This window comes from Thauera sp. AutoDN2 (assembly GCF_051280715.1).
Lineage (GTDB): Bacteria > Pseudomonadota > Gammaproteobacteria > Burkholderiales > Rhodocyclaceae > Thauera.
This window is the reverse complement of record NZ_JBNCAR010000016.1, coordinates 1-17,601: the sequence shown is the minus strand read 5'-3', so window position 1 is coordinate 17,601 and position 17,601 is coordinate 1. Positions and strand designations below refer to the sequence as shown.

The following is a 17,601-nucleotide window of genomic DNA, read 5'->3' as shown; positions in this document are numbered from 1 at the left end:
GCATGAACGGCCCCGACCTGCCGCTGCCCGCGCCGCTCGAAGCGGCCCCCTTGCCCGAAGTCACCAACCACACCCCGTGGCCCAGCCAGTACTTCCAGCACGTCGATCCCTTCGACGAGATCTTCCACGTCATGGTCTGCCGCACGACCTACCGCCTCGCGCAGCGCGGTGGCGCGGACGGCGAGGCCTTCGAGCCCGTGCTCCTGCCGCCGGGCGAGCAGCCGCCCCTGTGCGAGGCGGACCAGTATCGCGCGGCCATCAACGCTTCGAGCGTGATCCAGGAGAGCGACCTCGCCCCCTACAAGCCCAAGTGCGATGTGCTGGTGGTCAATGCGCGCGCCTACAGCCCGAAGGGCCGCCCCAGCGCGCGCTGGCAGGCGGGTTTCGGCTTCGGCGAGGCCATCCGCAAGGTGTTTCAGGTGACCGGCCCGCGCGAGCGCACAAAGGGCTTGCTCGGCTGGCAGCTGAGCGCTCCCGAGCCGGTGACCCAGGTCCCCATCGTGTATGAGCTGGCGTTCGGGGGCCCCAACACGGTCAGCGCGCAGCAGGCGCTCGACGAGCTGGCGGCGGCACCCCACCTGGGGCCGGCCGAGGAGGCCCGGGTCGCCCAGGCCATCGAGGAGCTGCCCGAGCACGCGCCCAACAATCCGATCGGCCGCGGCCGCGACCCGGAGCCGCTGCTGCGCGCCCTGGAGGGCGTGCGTGCGCTGCTCGAGGCCCAGCGCGGGCTCGACTGGGCCCAGGTGCAGCGCACCTACCGGGCCGCGCCCCAGATCGAGGCGCTCGACACCCCCTTCATCGGCCAGGCGGACTACCCGGTGGTCGGCCTGGGGCCCATGGGCCGCTGGTGGCAACCCCGCCTGGCGCTCACGGGCACCCACGGCGAGGCCTGGAAGGCCACCCAGTGGCCGCGCTCGCCGCGCGATCACGACTACCGCTACTGGAACTGCGCCCCCGAGGACCAGCAGATCGCCTACCCCCAGGGCGGGGAGACCGTCGCCCTGATCCACCTCACGCCCCCGGCCGGATCGGGCGGGGACACGATGCGCTTCGCGCTGCCCAGGCAGGATCTGCAGCTGCTGCTGCGCCTCTCAGCCGGGCCGCTCCTCTTCGCGCCCATGCACATCGACACGGTCATCATCGACCCGGAAGCGGCCACCCTGACCGTGGTGCGCCGCGCCACCGTCAGCGCGCGCACCGGGCTGCGCGCCCTCGAGCTCGGCACCTGGCCGCCCGGCACCCGCGCGAGCCTCGCCCCGGAGCGCCCCCATGGCCGATGAGAACATCGTCGCCCAGGACGCGCGCTTTCGGCTGGTGAGCCTCGCCCCCGATGTGTGCATCACCCCCAGCAAGAAGGGCAAGCCCGTCCCCTACCCCATCACCCACACGATGGACCAGAGCCGCCAGTGCTCGCCCAGCGTCTTCCTGCAGGACAAGCCGGTCTATCTGCACAACGAGAGCTACGTCGACCACGTCACGGGCGACGAGGCGGGCGCGGGCAAGGGCGTGGTCTCGCGCACCCACGTGAAGATCAGCCACAACATCGGCAAGAGCAGCAATGTCTTTGTCAATGGCCAGCCGATCGTGCGTACCGGCGACTCGATGTGGATGAACTGGAACAAACCCGATGAAGCCGGCGCGGATGCGGCCAAGGCCCGACGCTGGCAATGCCGCCAGGCGCAGATCGCCGCGGCCCGGGACAAGCTCGCACAGATGCCGTCCGGGGCCGGGCGCGACCGGCTGGCGGCGGCGACCGGACGCTTCGCGCGCAACAACGTCGCCGTCGAGCATGCACGACTGTCCGACAGCGCCTACCGCCCGGGGGAGGCGCCCCCCGGCTGGAAGAACATCAGTAACGATCCACAAAAGCTGGCGCAGCATGGTCTGAAATCGAAGGATTTGCGTATCAAGGGCTCAAATTTCGGCGCACAGGTGTATGAACCCGACCCCACCGTCTTCGGCAACGACCTGAAGCCGACCATCGCCTTCAAGGGCACGCAGAACGCGGAAGACTGGGACAACAACCTCGCCCAGGGCCTGAACCGGCACTCCCCGTACTACGATCGGGCGGTGGGTATCGGGACTAAGCTCAAGGACGCCAATTCCAACGCCACGATCACCGGCCACTCGCTGGGCGGCGGCCTGGCCTCGGCGGCTTCACGCGCCAGCGGCCTGCCCGCCAACACCTTCAACGCCGCCGGGCTGCATCCGCAGACGGTGGCCCGCTACGGCGGCACGCCCCATATTCCGGCTCGGGAGAACATCATCGCCCACCGCATCGAGGGCGATGTGCTCACAGGCACCCAGGAGCAGGGCATCGGGGCCACGCTCGTGGCGGCCGGGCTCTTCGGCGCGTTGGGCGCCGCCGTCAAGGTCGGCCTGGCAAGCGTGATGCCGGACGCCGCAGGGCTGCCTCTGGAGTTGCCGGGGCACGGCACCCCGCTCGATCGCCATGGCATGGACCAGGTCATCGAGGCAATCGAGGCGCAAAAGCGCGTCGACCAGGAAGTACTCGCACAGGCCACGGGAAAACACTGCGGATGACACTCGATTCTTTATTCTCTCTCACACGGCGGCGCGCCTTGCTGGTCATCGGCGGCCTGGCGCTGGCGGCGTGCAACGACACAGGAGTCGCGCGCATGATCGGAATCAAGCGCTACCGGGCGGAGGATTTCTTCGTCGGGCGCAAACTCGAAATCGCCCGCGCCATCGAGGCGGGCGACATGACCGCCGTGCGCAGCCTCGCGCCCGGTGTCGACCTGTCCGCGCCGGGAAACCGAAACATGACCCTGATGTGGTTCGCGATGCTGCCCGGCACACCCGGCCACCCCAACTACGAAGCGGTCAGGACGCTGGTGTCGCTGGGGGTGGATCCGGAGACGCAGATCGCGCAAGGCATCGGCAGCGCACTTGAATACACCTTCATCACCCGCAGCGATCCCGACGATCGAACCGGCCTTCTCTTCTTGCAGGCCATGCTCGACGGGGGGCTGTCGCCCAATTACCTGCAACCCCATGGCTCAACCCTATTGCAAAGAGCCGCCGGCCCCGGCGGCACGCTCGAGCATGTCAAGCTGCTGCTGCAGCGCGGCGCGGATATCAATGCCAGGGACAGCATTGGCGGCACGGCGTTACACGAAGCTATCAACACTCGGCTGCCGGAGATAGCACTGTATCTGGTCGGCCGAGGAGCTGACGTCGAGACACACCGTACAAACGGCGTATCGGTTACATGGTCTGTCCACACAGCTTTGGACGGGCTTCAACCAAGTCCACTCCGTTCGCAATTCGAACAACTGCGCGACCTCACGGTCGCCAGGGGCGCGAAGTGGCCGCCCGACCCGCCGGAGGTGGTGCGCGAGCGCATGCGCGCCCAGGGCCTTACGCCGGCGGTGCCGCCCGGTCACAAGCGATGAGACCTCGCATTTCTCCAACACCGGTCCGAATCATCCACCCCGGCAATCCGGAAATAGCCGCGGCACGACAAGAATTTTTCTGACTTCGTCAAGATCATGCACACAGGCCAGGCCGCGTGGATGGACTGGAAAGAGCCATGAGCGCCCCGCGTTCGACCGTCTCCGCCCAGGTCAAGCCCAACAACCCGCCCAAGCCAGGGCCGATCGGCAACACGCAGGGGATCATCGTCCCGCAGACCGTGCCCAACCCCCACGGCAACAGCGCGCCGCCGATCACCCCCACGCCCAAGGAGAAGAGCTGGTGGGGCAAGTGGGGCGAAGCGGCGCACACCGGCCTCGATGTCGTGGGCCTCATCCCCGGCCTGGGCGAGATCGCCGACGGGGCCAATGCGCTGATCGATCTTGCAGAGGGTGATACTGTCAACGCGGCCATCAGTGCCGCGGCGATGATCCCCGGCGCCGGCATGGCCGCCACGGGGGCCAAGCTCGGCAGGAAGGCCGCCGGGGCCGCCATCGAGGCGGCGGGAAAGACAGCCGGCAGGGAAGTTGCGCAGACCGCGGGCAAGGAAGCCGCCCAGCAGACTTCCGAGACGGGGGCGAAGAAGGCCCGGGGTAGCGGCGGCGGGAAGGACAAGGGGAAGCCGAAGAACACGGTCGAGAAAGGCAAGTGCGGCGAGTCGCTAATCTGATCGGGCGCAACAGCCAGACTGGCGAGGTCAAGGTCTGGGAAGTCAAGACGACCGAGGGGGCGGGCTCGCCTACGTTGTCGAAAGAGCAGGCAAGATTGGGAGGCGAGAAATACACCGCGGATCGACTGGAAAGAGCAGCCAATGGCGAAGGCAACTATGGGAAAGTGCCAGAGGCGATGTGAAGACGGTCGGCTGCGTCATCTCGCAACGCGTGGTCGGCGACAGGGCCGCTGAGCTCGAAGAGCGTTACTACATCAGCTCGCGCAAACTCACCGCTAAAGAACTGGCCAAGACCGTGCGCGCGCACTGGGCCATCGAGAATCGCCTGCACTGGATGCTCGACGTCTGCTTCAGTGAAGACGACTGCATGATCCGCAAGGACAACGCGCCGCAGAACCTCTCGCTGCTCAAGAAGATCGTGGTGAACCTGATTCGTGCGGACAAGACCGACACCGCCAACCCATCCCGTCTGGACCACTTCCACGATGAACCCGAAGGCCACGGGCACTGTTCCGAGCGTGTCCGGCAATCCACCCGCACCGCATGTCGCACAGGAACAGCAGCCCATCCAAGCCAGGCGTACGATCGTCGACCTCGTCGATGATCCGGATGCACTGGGCGATTGGCATCGAAACGTGGAGCAACTCCGCGCAATGTTCAAGGATTGAGGATCGCCGAGCGCGGCCACCGCGGCAGCGTCCACGGTGAGCGCTCGCGGGACACCGAACAACGCCAAGCAGCGCTGGCGCCGCACCGGCCCATGTGCGCTGCCATCCTCCCGAACGCGCCGGAAAACGTCGAGCAAGCTGAAAGGAAATAAAGGCAAGCCGAGTCGTTCATTGATCTACGGGCCCTTGCGGTCGCCGCAACCGCGTCATGAGCGCAGGACGAGGCGGCTTCAGCAGTACGTCGTGATCAGCGGCACCAGCATTTCGTCCGCGCTGAGTCCGCCGTGCACGCCGACCATGTCATGGACGCGCTCGCCAGACACGTGATCGACAATCGTCCAGCCGGGCTCCATCAGCAGCACATGACTGCCCGCACGCTCGGCGAGGCGCGGATGCGCCCTACCCGGCCCAAGCAGCCCCGCCGCCAGGAAGTCCGCCGCGCAGACCGCCACCGCCCGGCCTGCGAGCGCCTCGGCCGCCCAAGCCTCGAATTCACCCCATGCGCCCTCGCGGACGCAGCAGAGCGCAAGCCGACGCTCACCGAACAAGGGTGCCGCCAGCATCTGCGCCAAGCTGCCCTCCGGTGCGATGTCGATGCGGCGCTCGGGCGGTGCGTCGATGAAGCCGTGGTCGGCCGTGGCCACCAGATGTACGCCCCGCCCGGCAAGACTGCGCACGAGCGCGGAATACATCGCATCGACCCGCCAGAATTCCGCGAGCGCCTCGGGCGAACGGCAGCCATGCACATGGCTCACGGCATCGAATCCAGGGTAGTAGGCATGAATGAGCCCCCCGCTGCCAGCGAGGGCGTCCGCCATGTCGACGATTGCTGCGCCAAGATCCGCCAAACCATCGTAGGGCTCGACATGTGCCCCCCGCGCATGATGACGGGTGAAGCGCGAGCCCGCGATTTCGACCGGGGAGATCAGGTTCACCGGCCGACAAGCATGGAAGAACATCGGCGGCACCGGGCACAGGCGAGGCAGCAGGCGAAACGCCTCCACCGCCTCTCCATCACGCCGTACCAGCGGTAGCGGTGCAATCACACCGCCAAAGCGCCGGTCGTGGATGAACCAGCCGTTCAGACCGTGCTCGGCAGGCGCCACGCCGGTGAGCAATGTCGTCACGGCGCTCGCCGTCGTGCTCGGGCAAACCGATGTGAGCGCCCCCTGCCGTGCAGAATGCAGCGCGGAGCCGACGCCTTCGCTACACAGGAAGCGGTCGCCCAGGCCATCGATGACGAGTACAACCACGAGGGTGCCGCTGCTGGATGGAACCCCACCGGCAGGCCAAGCGGCATCCCGGTCGTGCAACCAGTTGCGCAACCCCCGCGCGAACCCAAAAATGCCGCCCGCACCGTAATCGGGCAGCACGGTTTCAGCCGGAAGCGGGAAGGGAATGGAAGGCGTCTGCATGGAAGCGGCGCTCAAAAGCAGAAGCCGGATGAACGCTGAGCATTCATCCGGCTTCGTAATCTGGAGCGGGAAACGAGTCTCGAACTCGCGACCTCAACCTTGGCAAGGTTGCGCTCTACCAACTGAGCTATTCCCGCTTTGACGACAGGGCGCGAAGTATATCGACTCGAGCACCCTGACGCAATACTGCAAACTGCTTCAACTACTGGAGGCGCGACTCGGAATCGAACCGGGGTACACGGCTTTGCAGGCCGCTGCATAACCACTCTGCCATCGCGCCACGACCGTTTCGGCCGGCTGCCCCGGGCTCCGGAGCCTCCGGGCCAGGCCCAAGCCTGACCTTTCGAATTCTTTGGAGCGGGAAACGAGTCTCGAACTCGCGACCTCAACCTTGGCAAGGTTGCGCTCTACCAACTGAGCTATTCCCGCCCGGGAAAGACCGCCATTATAGGCAGTTTTTTCAGGACGTCAACTTTTAGCGCCAACTTTTGACCCCGACTTCTTGAAGCTGCGCACGGAGCCGCCTGCCTCGAAACCACGGTGCACACCACAATCGTGGCCACCCGACCCCTGGATCTCACTCCTTCTCGCGCAGCAAGGGCATTGCCCGCTGCAGATAGTAGCCCATGGACCACAGCGTGAGCGCGGCGGCGACATAGATCAGCACATTTCCGATCGCGCGCACATCGACACCGAAGAGCGATGCATTGAACAGCAGCATCGGAATCGCCACCATCTGCGCCGCGGTCTTGAGCTTGCCGACGTAGGCAACCGCCACGCTTGCCGACTGCCCCACCCGGGCCATCCACTCACGCAAAGCCGAAATCGTGATCTCGCGCCCGATGATGACCACCGCGATCAGCGCGTCTGCCCGCCCGAGCTGCACGAGCAGGATCAACGCCGCGGCCACCATGAGCTTGTCTGCAACCGGATCGAGGAAGGCACCGAATGCAGAGGTCTGCCCCAGCGCACGCGCGAGGTAGCCGTCGAACCAGTCCGTGATCGCAGCGACGACGAAGAGAATGGTTGCGATCAGATTCTTGCTCGCGACCGGCATCAGCGCGTCCGGCAGGTAAAACAGGCCGACGAAGATGGGGATCAGAACGATGCGCGCCCAGGTCAGCGCATTGGGGATGTTTTGCGGCATGCCTGCGTGCATCTCGCATGATTGCTCGAAGCGCGAGTATAGCGCAGGCCTTGGGGCGGCATGCGCGCCGTTTCGGCCGCTGTACCGAGCTGTGACGGCGGTGCAGGCGGTGCACACAACACCCGGCGGGGCCGGTAAGATCGCCGCTTTCGCCCCATCGGCATTCTCCATCCGCGGCCTGCCCGCTCTCCGCTCCCTCGCACCCCGTCCCCTCATGCACGCCCCGCAGCACAACCGGATCTGGCAGGCCCTGCGCGACTGCCGGCGCGAGCTCGCCACACACACCCTGCGCGACCTGTTCGAGCAAGCGCCTGATCGCGGTCGGTGCATGCGGGTATCGGCCTGCGGCCTCACCCTGGACTTCTCCAAGAACCTGCTGCGTGACAAGGAGCTGGCGCTGCTCGGGGCGCTTGCCGAGGCTTCCGGGCTGGGCGAGCGCATCGAGGCCATGTTCTCGGGGCAGCACATCAACGGAACGGAAGACCGCGCCGTCCTGCATGTCGCCTTGCGCAGCGAACCCCACGCCCGCTGGATGGCGGACGGCACAGATGTCGCCGCCGAGGTTTCCGGCGTGCGTGCACGCATGGATGACTTCGCGCGCCGCGTGCGCGGGGAGCACTGGCGCGGATATGACGGCCGTCCCATTACCGACGTGGTGAACATCGGAATCGGCGGCTCGGACCTCGGCCCCGCGATGGTGTGCGAGGCGCTGCGCGAACGTGGGAGAGCAGGGCCGCGCGTGCATTTCGTCTCCAACGTCGACGGCGTCCAGCTCGGCGATGTGCTCGCAGGCTGCACGCCTGCGACGACGCTGTTCGTGGTCGTGTCCAAAACCTTCACGACCCAGGAGACGCTCGCCAACGCCCGCGCGGCACGCGCATGGCTGCTTGCGCAGGCGGGCGCCGCGGACGCCGTTGCGCACCATTTCGTGGCCGTGTCGACCAACGCGCAGGCTGTGCAGGCCTTCGGCATCGACCCGGAAAACATGTTCGGCTTCTGGGAATGGGTGGGCGGACGCTTCTCATTGTGGAGTGCCGTCGGGCTGTCCATCCTGCTCGCCCTCGGCCCGGCGCGCTTCGATGCCCTGCTCGCCGGCGCACGGGCGATGGACGAGCACTTCCGCAGCACGCCGTTCACCCGCAACCTGCCCGTGCTGATGGCCCTGACGGGCATCTGGAACGCCAGCTTCCTCGAGGTGCCCAGCCAGTTGATCGCACCCTATCACCAGCGCCTGCACCGGCTGCCAGCATGGCTTCAGCAGCTCGAGATGGAATCGAACGGGAAGTCGGTCCGGGAAAACGGTACCGCGGTGGATTACCCCACGAGTCCGGTCGTGTGGGGCGAGCAGGGCATCAACGGCCAACACGCCTATTTCCAGCTGCTGCACCAGGGCACGCAGACGGTCGCGGTCGATTTCATCGGCGTCCTTGAGCCCGGCGAAGAGGATCCGGCCCTGCATCGGATCGCCTTCGCGAACATGGTCGCACAGTCCGAAGCCCTGATGCGCGGCCGCACCCACGCCGAGGCTCGCGCGGAGATGCAAGCTGCCGGCCTTTCCGCAGCGCGGATCGACGCGCTGGTTCCACACCGCAGCTTTCCTGGCAACCGCCCGAGCAACACCTTGCTGCTCGACCGGCTGGACGCCCGCACGCTGGGTGCCCTGCTCGCCGCCTACGAGCACCGCTGCTTCGTTCAGGGCGTGATCTGGGGCATCAACAGTTTCGACCAATGGGGCGTCGAGTTGGGCAAGCAACTGGCTGCCCGCGTACTCGCCGAGCTCGACCCCGCCACGGCGCCGCCGCGAACGGACCAGCACGACAGCAGCACGCTTGCCCTGATCGGGCTGTACCGGAGCCACCCTTCCCGATAGACGGTGCTTTCGCACCAAGCATCAAGCTGGCGCAATTTGCACGATCGATGTCGGAACGCGCAATGGGAATGCCTCTGCAGCCGGCCTAAGATGCACGCACGATTCTGACCCTTGAAGGAGCAAGCCCGTGCACGCATTCCAGGACTACTACCCCGAGAACGTCGCCCACTGTTATGGCTGCGGCCGCCTCAATGAACACGGCCACCAGATCAAGACGTTCTGGGAAGGCGACGAAACCGTCACCCGCTTCCACCCGAGGCCCGAGCACACCGCAATTCCCGGCTTCGTCTACGGCGGCCTGATTGCCTCGCTGATCGACTGTCACAGCACCGGCACTGCCGCCGCCGCTGCCTACCGCGCCGAGAACCGCGAGATGGACAGCGAACCGCCCTTCCGCTTCGTGACCGGATCGCTGCACGTCGACTTTCTCAAGCCCACGCCGATGGGGCCGGAACTGGTGCTGCGCGGCCGCGTCAAGGAGATCAAGGGCCGCAAGGTGGTCGTCGAAGCCGAAGTGTGGGCCGGCGACGTGATGACGGCGCGCGGCGAGGTCGTCGCGGTGCAGATGCCCGATACCTTCAAGGCCTGAGGACACGGCCAAGGCAAAAGGGGCATGGCGCGCAACAGCCGCGTCATGCCCCTTTTCGATTGCGCCCGCCGTGGGCGCGTCCGCGCGGTGGCGTGATCACTGCACGAGCGGCGTCTCCGCGGCTTCCAGATCCACCCCGACGACCTCGGCCTGGCCGGCCAGCAGGCGCAGGTACTGGCGCAAGGCGGTCACATAGCTGGTCTGGTGCATGGACTGCAGCACCGCGCCCCTGACCGCCTCGAAGCTCGGCACCACGCCGGGCGTGCGCTCGAGCACCTCGACCACGTGAAGCCCGAAGCGGCTGTGCACCAGGCGCGGCAGCACGCCCACCTCGGCGTGACCGAAGACCTCGCGCGCGAACTCGGGCGCGCAGTCGGTCTCGGTGAGCACGCCCAGATCCCCGCCCTGCGCACCGCTGGGGCAATTGGAGAACTCGCGCGCGCGCGCGGCAAAACCGCCCTCTTCCTTGTCGTCGTGGCAACGCACGTCGAGCAGGACATGCTCGGCCCGCTCGCGCAGGGCGGCGACATCGACACCCGGCGTAACCGCGAACAGGATGTGGCGCAGGTGCGCCTTCTCCCCGCTCGCGAAACGCGCCTTGTGTGCCTCGAAGTGGCGCCGCAGCGCCTCGTCCGAGGGCTCCGGGAGCTTGACCTCACGCTCCAGCAAGTCCTCGATCGCCTTCGCTGCCGCCTCGCTGATCACGCCATCGCTGCTGGGCGTGTCCTCGGCGCCCAGCAAGCCCTCGCGCTGCGCCGCCTGGCGCAGCAACTCGGTGCAGGCGCGCTGGCGCAGCGCTTCGGCGGGCAGTTGCTCGCCCTCGACATGCAGTGCGATCCCATTCACGCGGGCCACCGGCATCGCAATAATGCTTCGCTCATCCATCACCATGCCCTCACGGACGACCGGCTTCGTTGTTGCTGGCCGGCAGGTTCAGCCTGCGGCTACGCACGAGCTGGAACGGACGCGCCGCGTAGGCGAGCGCGGCGAAACCGCTCCAGATGTGCACGAGGCGAGTGAAGGGGAACACGAGGAAGATCGTCATGCCCAGGAACAGGTGCATCTTGAAGATGAAGCCCACGCCTTCGAGCATCTCGACCGCGCCGCCACGGAAGGTGACGATGCGCTGACCCCACTCGGCGAGCTTCATCATCATGCTGCCGTCGAGGTGCTGCGCCGACAGCGGGACGGTGAGCAGGCCGAGCGCGAACTGCGCCCACAGCATGAACAGGATGACGATGTCGCTGGTCTTCGAGTTCTTGCGGATGCGCGGCTCGGTCATGCGACGACGCAGCAGGATGGTCAGGCCGACGATACCGGCGAGGCCAGCGATGCCGCCGCTCACCATCGCGAGGACCTGCTTGGCCCCGGCGCTGATGAAGGGCTCATACACCGCATGCGGCGTGAGGATGCCGATGAAGTGCCCGAAGAACAGGAACAGGATGCCGGCGTGGAACAGGTTGCTGCCGAGCCTCAGCTGCCCCGGTTGCAGGAGCTGCGACGAATCGCTTTTCCAGGTGTACTGGTCACGATCGAAGCGGATCAGGCTGCCGAGGAAGAATACCGCGAGGCAGATGTAGGGGTAGATCCCGAAGAGGAAGTTGTCGAGGGCGTTCATTTTGCGGCTCCGGATGTCAGGGACGCGCTGTGGCGCACGAAATGAATGGGCTGGGGCTGGTCCGGCTTGGACTGACCGTCGATGGAACAACCACCGAAGGGGTCGGGCTCGACCCAGGCCTCGTCGAGCGTGGGCTCCTGCGGCAGCACGAGCGGCGTCGCCTTTTCACCGGCAAGATCGAGCAAGCCCCCCATCGCCGCCGCGTAGTGGCTGCGCCGTTTTTCCAGCGCAGCGAACAGTGCGTTGATGATGTGGGCGATCTCGCCGAGGAAGGCGCGCGCCTGCTCGGGCGGCTGCGTCGATGCGAATTCCAGCACCGCCGGCAGGTAGTCGGGCAGTTCGCGGTCGGCAAAGTACAGCCCGCCTTGCGCGTAGGTCTGCTGGAGATCGACCATCGCCTGGCCGCGCTCGCGCGAGTCACCGTGTACATGCTCGAACAGATGCAGCGAGGTGGCGCGGCCGCGGTCGAACAGGTCGACATAGCTGGCCTCCACGTCAAGCTGATCCTTGCGCCGGATCTCGTCCATGAGTCGGCCGAGCTCGGCGCGACGCCCTGCGCTCAAGGCACCCTCCTCGTCAAGGGCCGCCCTGAGCTCGGAGAGGTTGCTCCGCAGGTCGTCGGTCGGATAGTCGAGCAGCCGGGCGAGCACACGCAGCGATAGGCTTGCGTTTCGCGTGCTCATGCGCGTTCCCCCAGCTTGATCGGGATGGTGCGCTTCTTGGGCGCGCCGAAGAGGCTCGTCTCGCCCATGCCGTCCGAGCACCCGTTGCCGAAACTGAAGCCACAGCTGCCGCGCACGTCGAAGGCGTTCTCGGCGTACTCGCGGTGGGTGGTCGGGATCACGAAGCGATCCTCGTAGTTGGCGATGCCCATTACGCGGTACATCTCCTCGGCAGCGGCTACGCTCATGCCCACCTGCTCCAGCGCGCTCGCGTCCTTGCGGCGCTCGACGTGCTTGGCACGCTGGTAGGTGCGCATCGCGAGCATGCGCTCGAGTGCGGTCACGACCGGTTCGGTGTCACCCGCGGTCAGCAGGTTCGCAAGGTACTTGACCGGGATACGCAGTTGCTTGACGTCGGGTAGCTCGCCCTTGCTCTCGATCTGGCCGGCGTTGGCGGCGGTGGTGATCGGCGACAGCGGCGGTACGTACCAGACCATCGGCAGCGTGCGGTATTCCGGGTGCAGCGGCAGCGCGACCTTCCACTCGACCGCCATCTTGTACACCGGGCTCTTGCGCGCGGCTTCGAGCCAGGCGTCGGGCACGCCGTCGGCACGCGCCTGCGCGATGACCTTCGGATCGTTCGGATCGAGGAAGATGTCGAGCTGTGCCTTGTACAGGTCACGGTCGTGCTGCACGCTGGCGGCGGCCTCGATGCGGTCGGCGTCGTAGAGCAGCACGCCGAGGTAGCGGATACGGCCCACACAGGTCTCGGAACACACCGTCGGCTGGCCCGCCTCGATGCGCGGATAGCAGAAGATGCACTTCTCGGCCTTGCCGCTCTTCCAGTTGTAATAGATCTTCTTGTACGGGCAGGCCGACACGCACATGCGCCAGCCGCGGCACTTGTCCTGGTCGATCAGCACGATGCCGTCTTCCTCGCGCTTGTAGATCGAGCCGGAGGGGCAGCTCGCCACGCAGGCGGGATTCAGGCAGTGCTCGCACAGGCGCGGCAGGTACATCATGAAGGTGTTCTCGAACTGACCGTACATGTCCTTCTGGATCTGGTCGAAGTTCTTGTCCTTCGAGCGCTTGGCGAACTCGCCCCCGAGAATCTCTTCCCAGTTCGGGCCCCACTCGATCTTCTCCATGCGGTCGCCGGTGATCAGGCTGCGCGGCCGTGCAACCGGCGCGGCGGGCAGCTCCGGCGCGGTGTGCAGGTGCTGATAGTCGAAGGTGAAGGGCTCGTAGTAGTCATCGATGGTCGGCAGGCCCGGGTTGGCGAAGATCCGCATCAGGATCTTCCACTTGCCGCCCTGGCGCGGCTCGATCTTGCCGTCCGAGCGACGCACCCAGCCGCCATCCCACTTGTCCTGGTTCTCCCACTCCTTGGGATAACCGATGCCGGGCTTGCTCTCGACGTTGTTGAACCAGGCGTATTCCATACCCTGACGGTTGGTCCAGACCTGCTTGCAGGTCACGGAGCAGGTATGGCAGCCGATGCACTTGTCGAGGTTGAGCACCATGCCGATTTGTGCGCGTACTTTCATCGTTTCTCTCCAATCAGTCGGATTCGGCTCAACGCGACGTCGTGGCGGCGGCTTCGCCGTCCATCCAGTCAACCTTGCTCATCTTGCGGACCACGCAGAACTCGTCACGGTTGGCACCCACGGTTCCGTAGTAGTTGAAGCCGTACGCCTGCTGGACATAGCCGCCGATCATGTGGGTCGGCTTGGTGACGATGCGGGTCACCGCGTTATGGATGCCGCCGCGCGCATGCGTGACCTCGGAGGCCGGCGTATTCACGATGCGCTCCTGCGCGTGGTACATCAGCGCCATGCCCGGGTTCACCCGCTGGCTCACCACCGCACGCGCAGCGATCGCGCCGTTGGCGTTGAAGACCTCGATCCAGTCGTTGTCCTCGATGCCGGCGACCCTGGCGTCGTCCTCGGAGATCCACACGCAGGGACCGCCCCGGCTCAGCGTGAGCAGGATCAGGTTCTCGGTGTAGGTGCTGTGGAAGCCCCACTTCTGGTGCGGAGTGATCCAGTTGAGCACGATCTCCTTGTTGCCGTTGCTGTACTTGCCGAGCACCGGCTTGACCGCCTTGAGGTTGACCGGCGGGCGATAGCTCGCAAAGCCTTCGCCGAAGGCCAGCATCCACTGGTGATCCTGGTAGAACTGCTGGCGACCGGTCAGCGTGCGCCATGGGATCAGCTCGTGCACGTTGGTATATCCGGCGTTGTAGCAGACCTCATCCGCCTCGATGCCCGACCAGGTGGGCGAGGTGATGATCTTGCGCGGCTGGGCCTGCACATCGCGGAAGCGGATCTTCTCGTGCTCTTTCGGGATTGCCAGGTGCGTGTGGTCGCGACCGGTGATTTTCGACAGCGCTTTCCACGCCTTGACCGCCACGTGACCATTGGTCTCGGGCGCGAGCATCAGGATGGTCTCGCACGCATCGATGTCGCTCATGATGCGCGGACGCTCCGCCATCGGTTCGCCCTCGGGCACGGTGCCGTTGAGCGCAGCGAGCAGCTTGACCTCGTCCTCGGTGTTCCAGGCGATGCCCTTGCCACCGTTGCCCACCTTGTCCATCAACGGACCGAGGGAGGTGAAGCGGTTGTAGGTGTTCGGGTAGTCGTGCGCCACCACGCTGACGCGTGGTGCGGTCTTGCCCGGAATCACGTCGATCTCGCCACGCTTCCAGTCACGCACATCGGTCGCCTGGCCGAGTTCCTCCGGGCTGTCATGCATCATCGGCGTGAGGATCACGTCCTCCTCAACCCCCAGATGTCCGACGCATACCTCGGAGAACTTCTTCGCGAAGCCCTTGAAGATTTCCCAGTCGGTCCGCGCTTCCCAGGCCGGATCCACGGCCGCCGAGAGCGGGTGGATGAATGGGTGCATGTCGGTGGTGTTGAGGTCGTTCTTCTCGTACCAGGTTGCCGCCGGTAGCACGATGTCCGAGTACAGGCAGGTCGTGCTCATGCGGAAGTCGAGTGTCACCAGCAGGTCGAGCTTGCCCTCGGGCGCCTTGTTGTGCCAAACGACCTCGTGCGGACGTGCGTCGTTGGGACCGAGTTCGGTCTCGATCACGCCGTTCTGCGCACCCAGCAGGTGCTTGAGGAAGTACTCCGAACCCTTGCCCGAAGAGCCGAGCAGGTTCGAGCGCCACACGAACATGTTGCGCGGCCAGTTGTCCGGATGGTCCGGATCCTCGCAGCTCATCTGCAGCGTGCCATCCTTGAGGCCTTTGGCGACGTAGTCCTTGGCTTCCATGCCGGCGGCCTTGGCGTCGCGGGCGATCTGCAGCGGGTTCGTGCGGAGCTGCGGGGCGCTCGGTAGCCAGCCCATGCGTTCGGCGCGCACGTTGTAGTCGATCATGCTGCCACCGAACGCCGCCTTGTCGGCGAGCGGCGAGAGGATCTCGTCCACCCCGAGCTTCTCGTAGCGCCACTGGTCGGTCTGGGCGTAGAAGAAGCTGGTCGAGTTCATCTGGCGCGGCGGACGGCCCCAGTCCAGCGCGAAGGCGAGCGCGGTCCAGCCCGTCTGCGGACGCAGCTTCTCCTGACCCACATAGTGTGCCCAGCCGCCACCAGGCACGCCGATGCAGCCGCACATCATGAGCATGTTCATGATGGCGCGGTAATGCATGTCCATGTGGTACCAGTGGTTCAGGCCAGCGCCGAGGATGACCATCGAGGTGCCATGTGTGCGATCGGCGTTGAGCGCGAACTCGCGGGCGATGCGAACCACGGTCTCGGCTGGCACACCGGTGATCGGCTGCTGCCAGGCAGGCGTGTAAGGCACGTTGTCGTCGTAGCTCTTCGCGCAGGGGTTGGGCTCCTCGCCCAGGCCGCGATCGATGCCGTAGTGCGCAGCCATCAGGTCGTATACCGAGGCGACCTTCACCTCCTCCGCCTCGCCCTTCTCGTTCACCAGGCGCATGGTGCGATACGGCACCTTGCGCACCAGGACGTCGTCCTGCACGTTGCCCGGATGGTAATCGGCCGGCACGCCGCCGAAGTACGGGAAGCCGACATCGGCCACGCCGTCCTGCATGTCCATGAGGGTGAGCGCGAGCTTGAACTCGCTGCCGTCACGCGCGTCGCGCTGCTCGAGGTTCCATTTGCCGACCATGTCGCCCTGCTCGCCCCAGCGGAAACCGCCCGAGCCATTCGGCACGGCGATCTTGCCGTCCTCCTCCAGGGCGACCATCTTCCACTCGGCGTTGTTCTCCTGGCCGAGGCGGTCCTCGAAGTCGCTGGTACGCAGGTAGCGGCCAGCGGCCAGCACCTTGCGTCCGCCTTCGATCTCGCGCTCGTCGAGACGGACCAGCATGGGCAGGTCGGTGTACTTGCGGCAGTAGTCGTCGAAGTATTCCGACCGGCTCTCGCCGAAGTGGAACTCACGCAGGATCACGTGACCCATCGCCATCGCGAGCGCCGAATCGGTGCCCTGCTTCGGGTGCATCCACTCGTCGCACAGTTTGGCCACTTCGGAATAGTCGGGTGTGACCGCCACCGTCTTGGTGCCGCGGTAGCGCGCCTCGGTGAAGAAGTGGGCGTCCGGAGTACGCGTCTGCGGGATGTTCGAACCCCAGGCCATGATGTAGTTCGAGTTGAACCATTCGGCCGATTCACACACGTCGGTCTGCTCGCCCCACACCTGCGGCGAGGCCGGCGGCAGGTCACAGTACCAGTCGTAGAAGCTGCCGGGCACGCCACCGATCAGATTGAGGTAACGCGAGCCCGCGGCATACGACACCATCGACATCGCCGGGATCGGCGAGAAACCGTAGATACGGTCGGGGCCATGCTTCTTGATGGTGTAGACGTTGGCCGCAGCGATGATCTCGTTCACCTCGTCCCAGGTGGAACGTACCAGACCACCCATGCCGCGCACCTTCTGGTAGTCGCGGCGCTTGGCTTCGTCGGTGACGATGCTCTCCCAGGCTTCGACCGGGTCCATCGTGCGGCGCGCATCGCGCCACATCTGCACCAGGCGGTTGCGCACCATCGGGTACTTCACCCGGTTGGCCGAATACAGGTACCAACTCGCCGACGCGCCACGCTGGCAACCCCGCGGCTCGTGGTTGGGCATGTCCGGGCGCGTACGCGGATAGTCGGTCTGCTGGGTTTCCCAAGTGACGATCCCGCCCTTGACGTAGATCTTCCACGAACAGGAGCCCGTGCAGTTTGCGCCGTGCGTGCTGCGCACGATCTTGTCGTGCGCCCAGCGGTTGCGGTAGGCATCTTCCCAAGTGCGGTCCTCGCCGGTGACGAGGCCATGGTCGCCCGAGAAGGCTTCTTTGGGGTTCGTGAAGTACTTCAGTCGATCGAGGAAGTGACTCATCTTGCCGCTCCTTTCCTGGTGCAGAAAATCGGTTGCTGTACGAAGTCCAAACTACGGATTTGTTCCTTAAGGATTCTTGATATACGCGTCCTTGCGCAGGTAGAACCACCAGTTGATGACCACGCAGATGGCGTAGAACACCGCGAAGCCATACATCGCGTTCTCGGGCGAG

General features: G+C 65.8%; 13 protein-coding genes, 3 tRNA genes and 1 pseudogene. 7 read left to right on the top strand and 10 right to left on the bottom strand.

What is annotated here, in order from left to right; all coding sequences use genetic code 11:
- Nucleotides 1-2: 2 nt before the first annotated feature.
- From ACPT9U_RS10320 to ACPT9U_RS10300, 5 genes and pseudogenes are all read left to right on the top strand, one after another.
- Nucleotides 3-1,280, top strand: a complete 1,278-nt coding sequence (locus ACPT9U_RS10320) for a DUF2169 family type VI secretion system accessory protein (protein WP_435750853.1) — start codon at nt 3-5, stop codon at nt 1,278-1,280.
- Complete coding sequence (locus ACPT9U_RS10315) at nt 1,270-2,544, top strand: PAAR-like domain-containing protein (RefSeq protein ID WP_435750852.1); 1,275 nt, start codon at nt 1,270-1,272, stop codon at nt 2,542-2,544. Before ACPT9U_RS10320 ends, ACPT9U_RS10315 begins: the two co-directional genes overlap by 11 nt.
- On the top strand, nt 2,541-3,416 hold the full coding sequence (locus ACPT9U_RS10310; protein WP_435750851.1) for an ankyrin repeat domain-containing protein: 876 nt from the start codon (nt 2,541-2,543) through the stop codon (nt 3,414-3,416). The genes ACPT9U_RS10315 and ACPT9U_RS10310 overlap by 4 nt, the downstream gene beginning before the upstream one ends.
- A gap of 137 nt (nt 3,417-3,553) precedes the next feature.
- The gene (locus ACPT9U_RS10305; RefSeq protein WP_435750850.1) at nt 3,554-4,105 is read left to right on the top strand and encodes a hypothetical protein; all 552 of its coding nucleotides are present in this window, start codon (nt 3,554-3,556) and stop codon (nt 4,103-4,105) included.
- Nucleotides 4,106-4,139: 34 nt separating this feature from the next.
- Nucleotides 4,140-4,571, top strand: a pseudogene (locus ACPT9U_RS10300) (ISAs1 family transposase); the annotation flags it as partial.
- Nucleotides 4,572-5,003: 432 nt separating this feature from the next.
- Here ACPT9U_RS10300 and ACPT9U_RS10295 read toward each other — a convergent pair.
- From ACPT9U_RS10295 to pgsA, 5 genes are all read right to left on the bottom strand, one after another.
- A complete protein-coding gene (locus tag ACPT9U_RS10295) occupies nt 5,004-6,188 on the bottom strand; it encodes an alkaline phosphatase family protein (protein WP_435750849.1) in 1,185 nt (394 codons plus the stop codon).
- A gap of 61 nt (nt 6,189-6,249) precedes the next feature.
- Nucleotides 6,250-6,325 (bottom strand) — tRNA-Gly (locus ACPT9U_RS10290).
- Nucleotides 6,326-6,394: 69 nt separating this feature from the next.
- A tRNA-Cys gene (locus tag ACPT9U_RS10285) sits at nt 6,395-6,468 on the bottom strand.
- Nucleotides 6,469-6,541: 73 nt separating this feature from the next.
- Nucleotides 6,542-6,617, bottom strand: a tRNA-Gly gene (locus ACPT9U_RS10280).
- A gap of 148 nt (nt 6,618-6,765) precedes the next feature.
- Entirely contained in the window at nt 6,766-7,335 is a 570-nt protein-coding gene (gene pgsA, locus ACPT9U_RS10275) for a CDP-diacylglycerol--glycerol-3-phosphate 3-phosphatidyltransferase (protein ID WP_418362578.1), read from the bottom strand.
- 214 nt (nt 7,336-7,549) lie between these two features.
- Here pgsA and pgi point away from each other — a divergent pair, with 214 nt between their 5' ends.
- Together pgi and ACPT9U_RS10265 are read left to right on the top strand one after the other, a co-directional pair.
- A complete protein-coding gene (pgi, locus tag ACPT9U_RS10270; RefSeq protein ID WP_435750848.1) occupies nt 7,550-9,205 on the top strand; it encodes a glucose-6-phosphate isomerase in 1,656 nt (551 codons plus the stop codon).
- 127 nt (nt 9,206-9,332) lie between these two features.
- The gene (locus tag ACPT9U_RS10265) at nt 9,333-9,794 is read left to right on the top strand and encodes a PaaI family thioesterase (RefSeq protein ID WP_418362576.1); all 462 of its coding nucleotides are present in this window, start codon (nt 9,333-9,335) and stop codon (nt 9,792-9,794) included.
- Between the two features lie 96 nt (nt 9,795-9,890).
- On the opposite strand, the gene ACPT9U_RS10260 is transcribed toward ACPT9U_RS10265, so the two are convergent.
- From ACPT9U_RS10260 to ACPT9U_RS10240, 5 genes are read right to left on the bottom strand one after another with little or no spacing between them, the layout of a single operon-like run.
- The gene (locus ACPT9U_RS10260; RefSeq protein ID WP_435750847.1) at nt 9,891-10,679 is read right to left on the bottom strand and encodes a peptidylprolyl isomerase; all 789 of its coding nucleotides are present in this window, start codon (nt 10,677-10,679) and stop codon (nt 9,891-9,893) included.
- A 10-nt stretch (nt 10,680-10,689) separates the two neighbouring features.
- Nucleotides 10,690-11,412 (bottom strand): respiratory nitrate reductase subunit gamma, encoded by a 723-nt coding sequence (gene narI, locus ACPT9U_RS10255; RefSeq protein ID WP_435750846.1) that lies wholly within the window; start codon nt 11,410-11,412, stop codon nt 10,690-10,692.
- Nucleotides 11,409-12,095: a nitrate reductase molybdenum cofactor assembly chaperone gene (narJ, locus tag ACPT9U_RS10250; RefSeq protein WP_435750845.1), complete on the bottom strand. Its 687-nt coding sequence runs from the start codon at nt 12,093-12,095 to the stop codon at nt 11,409-11,411. Before narJ ends, narI begins: the two co-directional genes overlap by 4 nt.
- Nucleotides 12,092-13,621, bottom strand: coding sequence for a nitrate reductase subunit beta (gene narH / locus ACPT9U_RS10245; protein WP_435750844.1), 1,530 nt, complete (start codon nt 13,619-13,621; stop codon nt 12,092-12,094). The genes narJ and narH overlap by 4 nt, the downstream gene beginning before the upstream one ends.
- A 28-nt stretch (nt 13,622-13,649) precedes the next feature.
- Entirely contained in the window at nt 13,650-17,429 is a 3,780-nt protein-coding gene (locus ACPT9U_RS10240) for a nitrate reductase subunit alpha (RefSeq protein WP_435750843.1), read from the bottom strand.
- Between the last annotated feature and the right edge of the window lie 172 nt (nt 17,430-17,601).

Bases quoted from the DNA above. Each gene is read 5' to 3' on its own strand.
- ACPT9U_RS10305 (WP_435750850.1), top strand. From the start codon at position 3,554: ATGAGCGCCCCGCGTTCGACCGTCTCCGCCCAGGTCAAGCCCAACAAC.
- pgi (WP_435750848.1), top strand. From the start codon at position 7,550: ATGCACGCCCCGCAGCACAACCGGATCTGGCAGGCCCTGCGCGACTGC.
- ACPT9U_RS10240 (WP_435750843.1), bottom strand. From the start codon at position 17,429: ATGAGTCACTTCCTCGATCGACTGAAGTACTTCACGAACCCCAAAGAA.
- pgsA (WP_418362578.1), bottom strand. From the start codon at position 7,335: ATGCCGCAAAACATCCCCAATGCGCTGACCTGGGCGCGCATCGTTCTG.
- narH (WP_435750844.1), bottom strand. From the start codon at position 13,621: ATGAAAGTACGCGCACAAATCGGCATGGTGCTCAACCTCGACAAGTGC.
- ACPT9U_RS10310 (WP_435750851.1), top strand. From the start codon at position 2,541: ATGACACTCGATTCTTTATTCTCTCTCACACGGCGGCGCGCCTTGCTG.
- ACPT9U_RS10260 (WP_435750847.1), bottom strand. From the start codon at position 10,679: ATGGATGAGCGAAGCATTATTGCGATGCCGGTGGCCCGCGTGAATGGG.
- ACPT9U_RS10295 (WP_435750849.1), bottom strand. From the start codon at position 6,188: ATGCAGACGCCTTCCATTCCCTTCCCGCTTCCGGCTGAAACCGTGCTG.
- ACPT9U_RS10315 (WP_435750852.1), top strand. From the start codon at position 1,270: ATGGCCGATGAGAACATCGTCGCCCAGGACGCGCGCTTTCGGCTGGTG.
- ACPT9U_RS10320 (WP_435750853.1), top strand. From the start codon at position 3: ATGAACGGCCCCGACCTGCCGCTGCCCGCGCCGCTCGAAGCGGCCCCC.
- narJ (WP_435750845.1), bottom strand. From the start codon at position 12,095: ATGAGCACGCGAAACGCAAGCCTATCGCTGCGTGTGCTCGCCCGGCTG.
- narI (WP_435750846.1), bottom strand. From the start codon at position 11,412: ATGAACGCCCTCGACAACTTCCTCTTCGGGATCTACCCCTACATCTGC.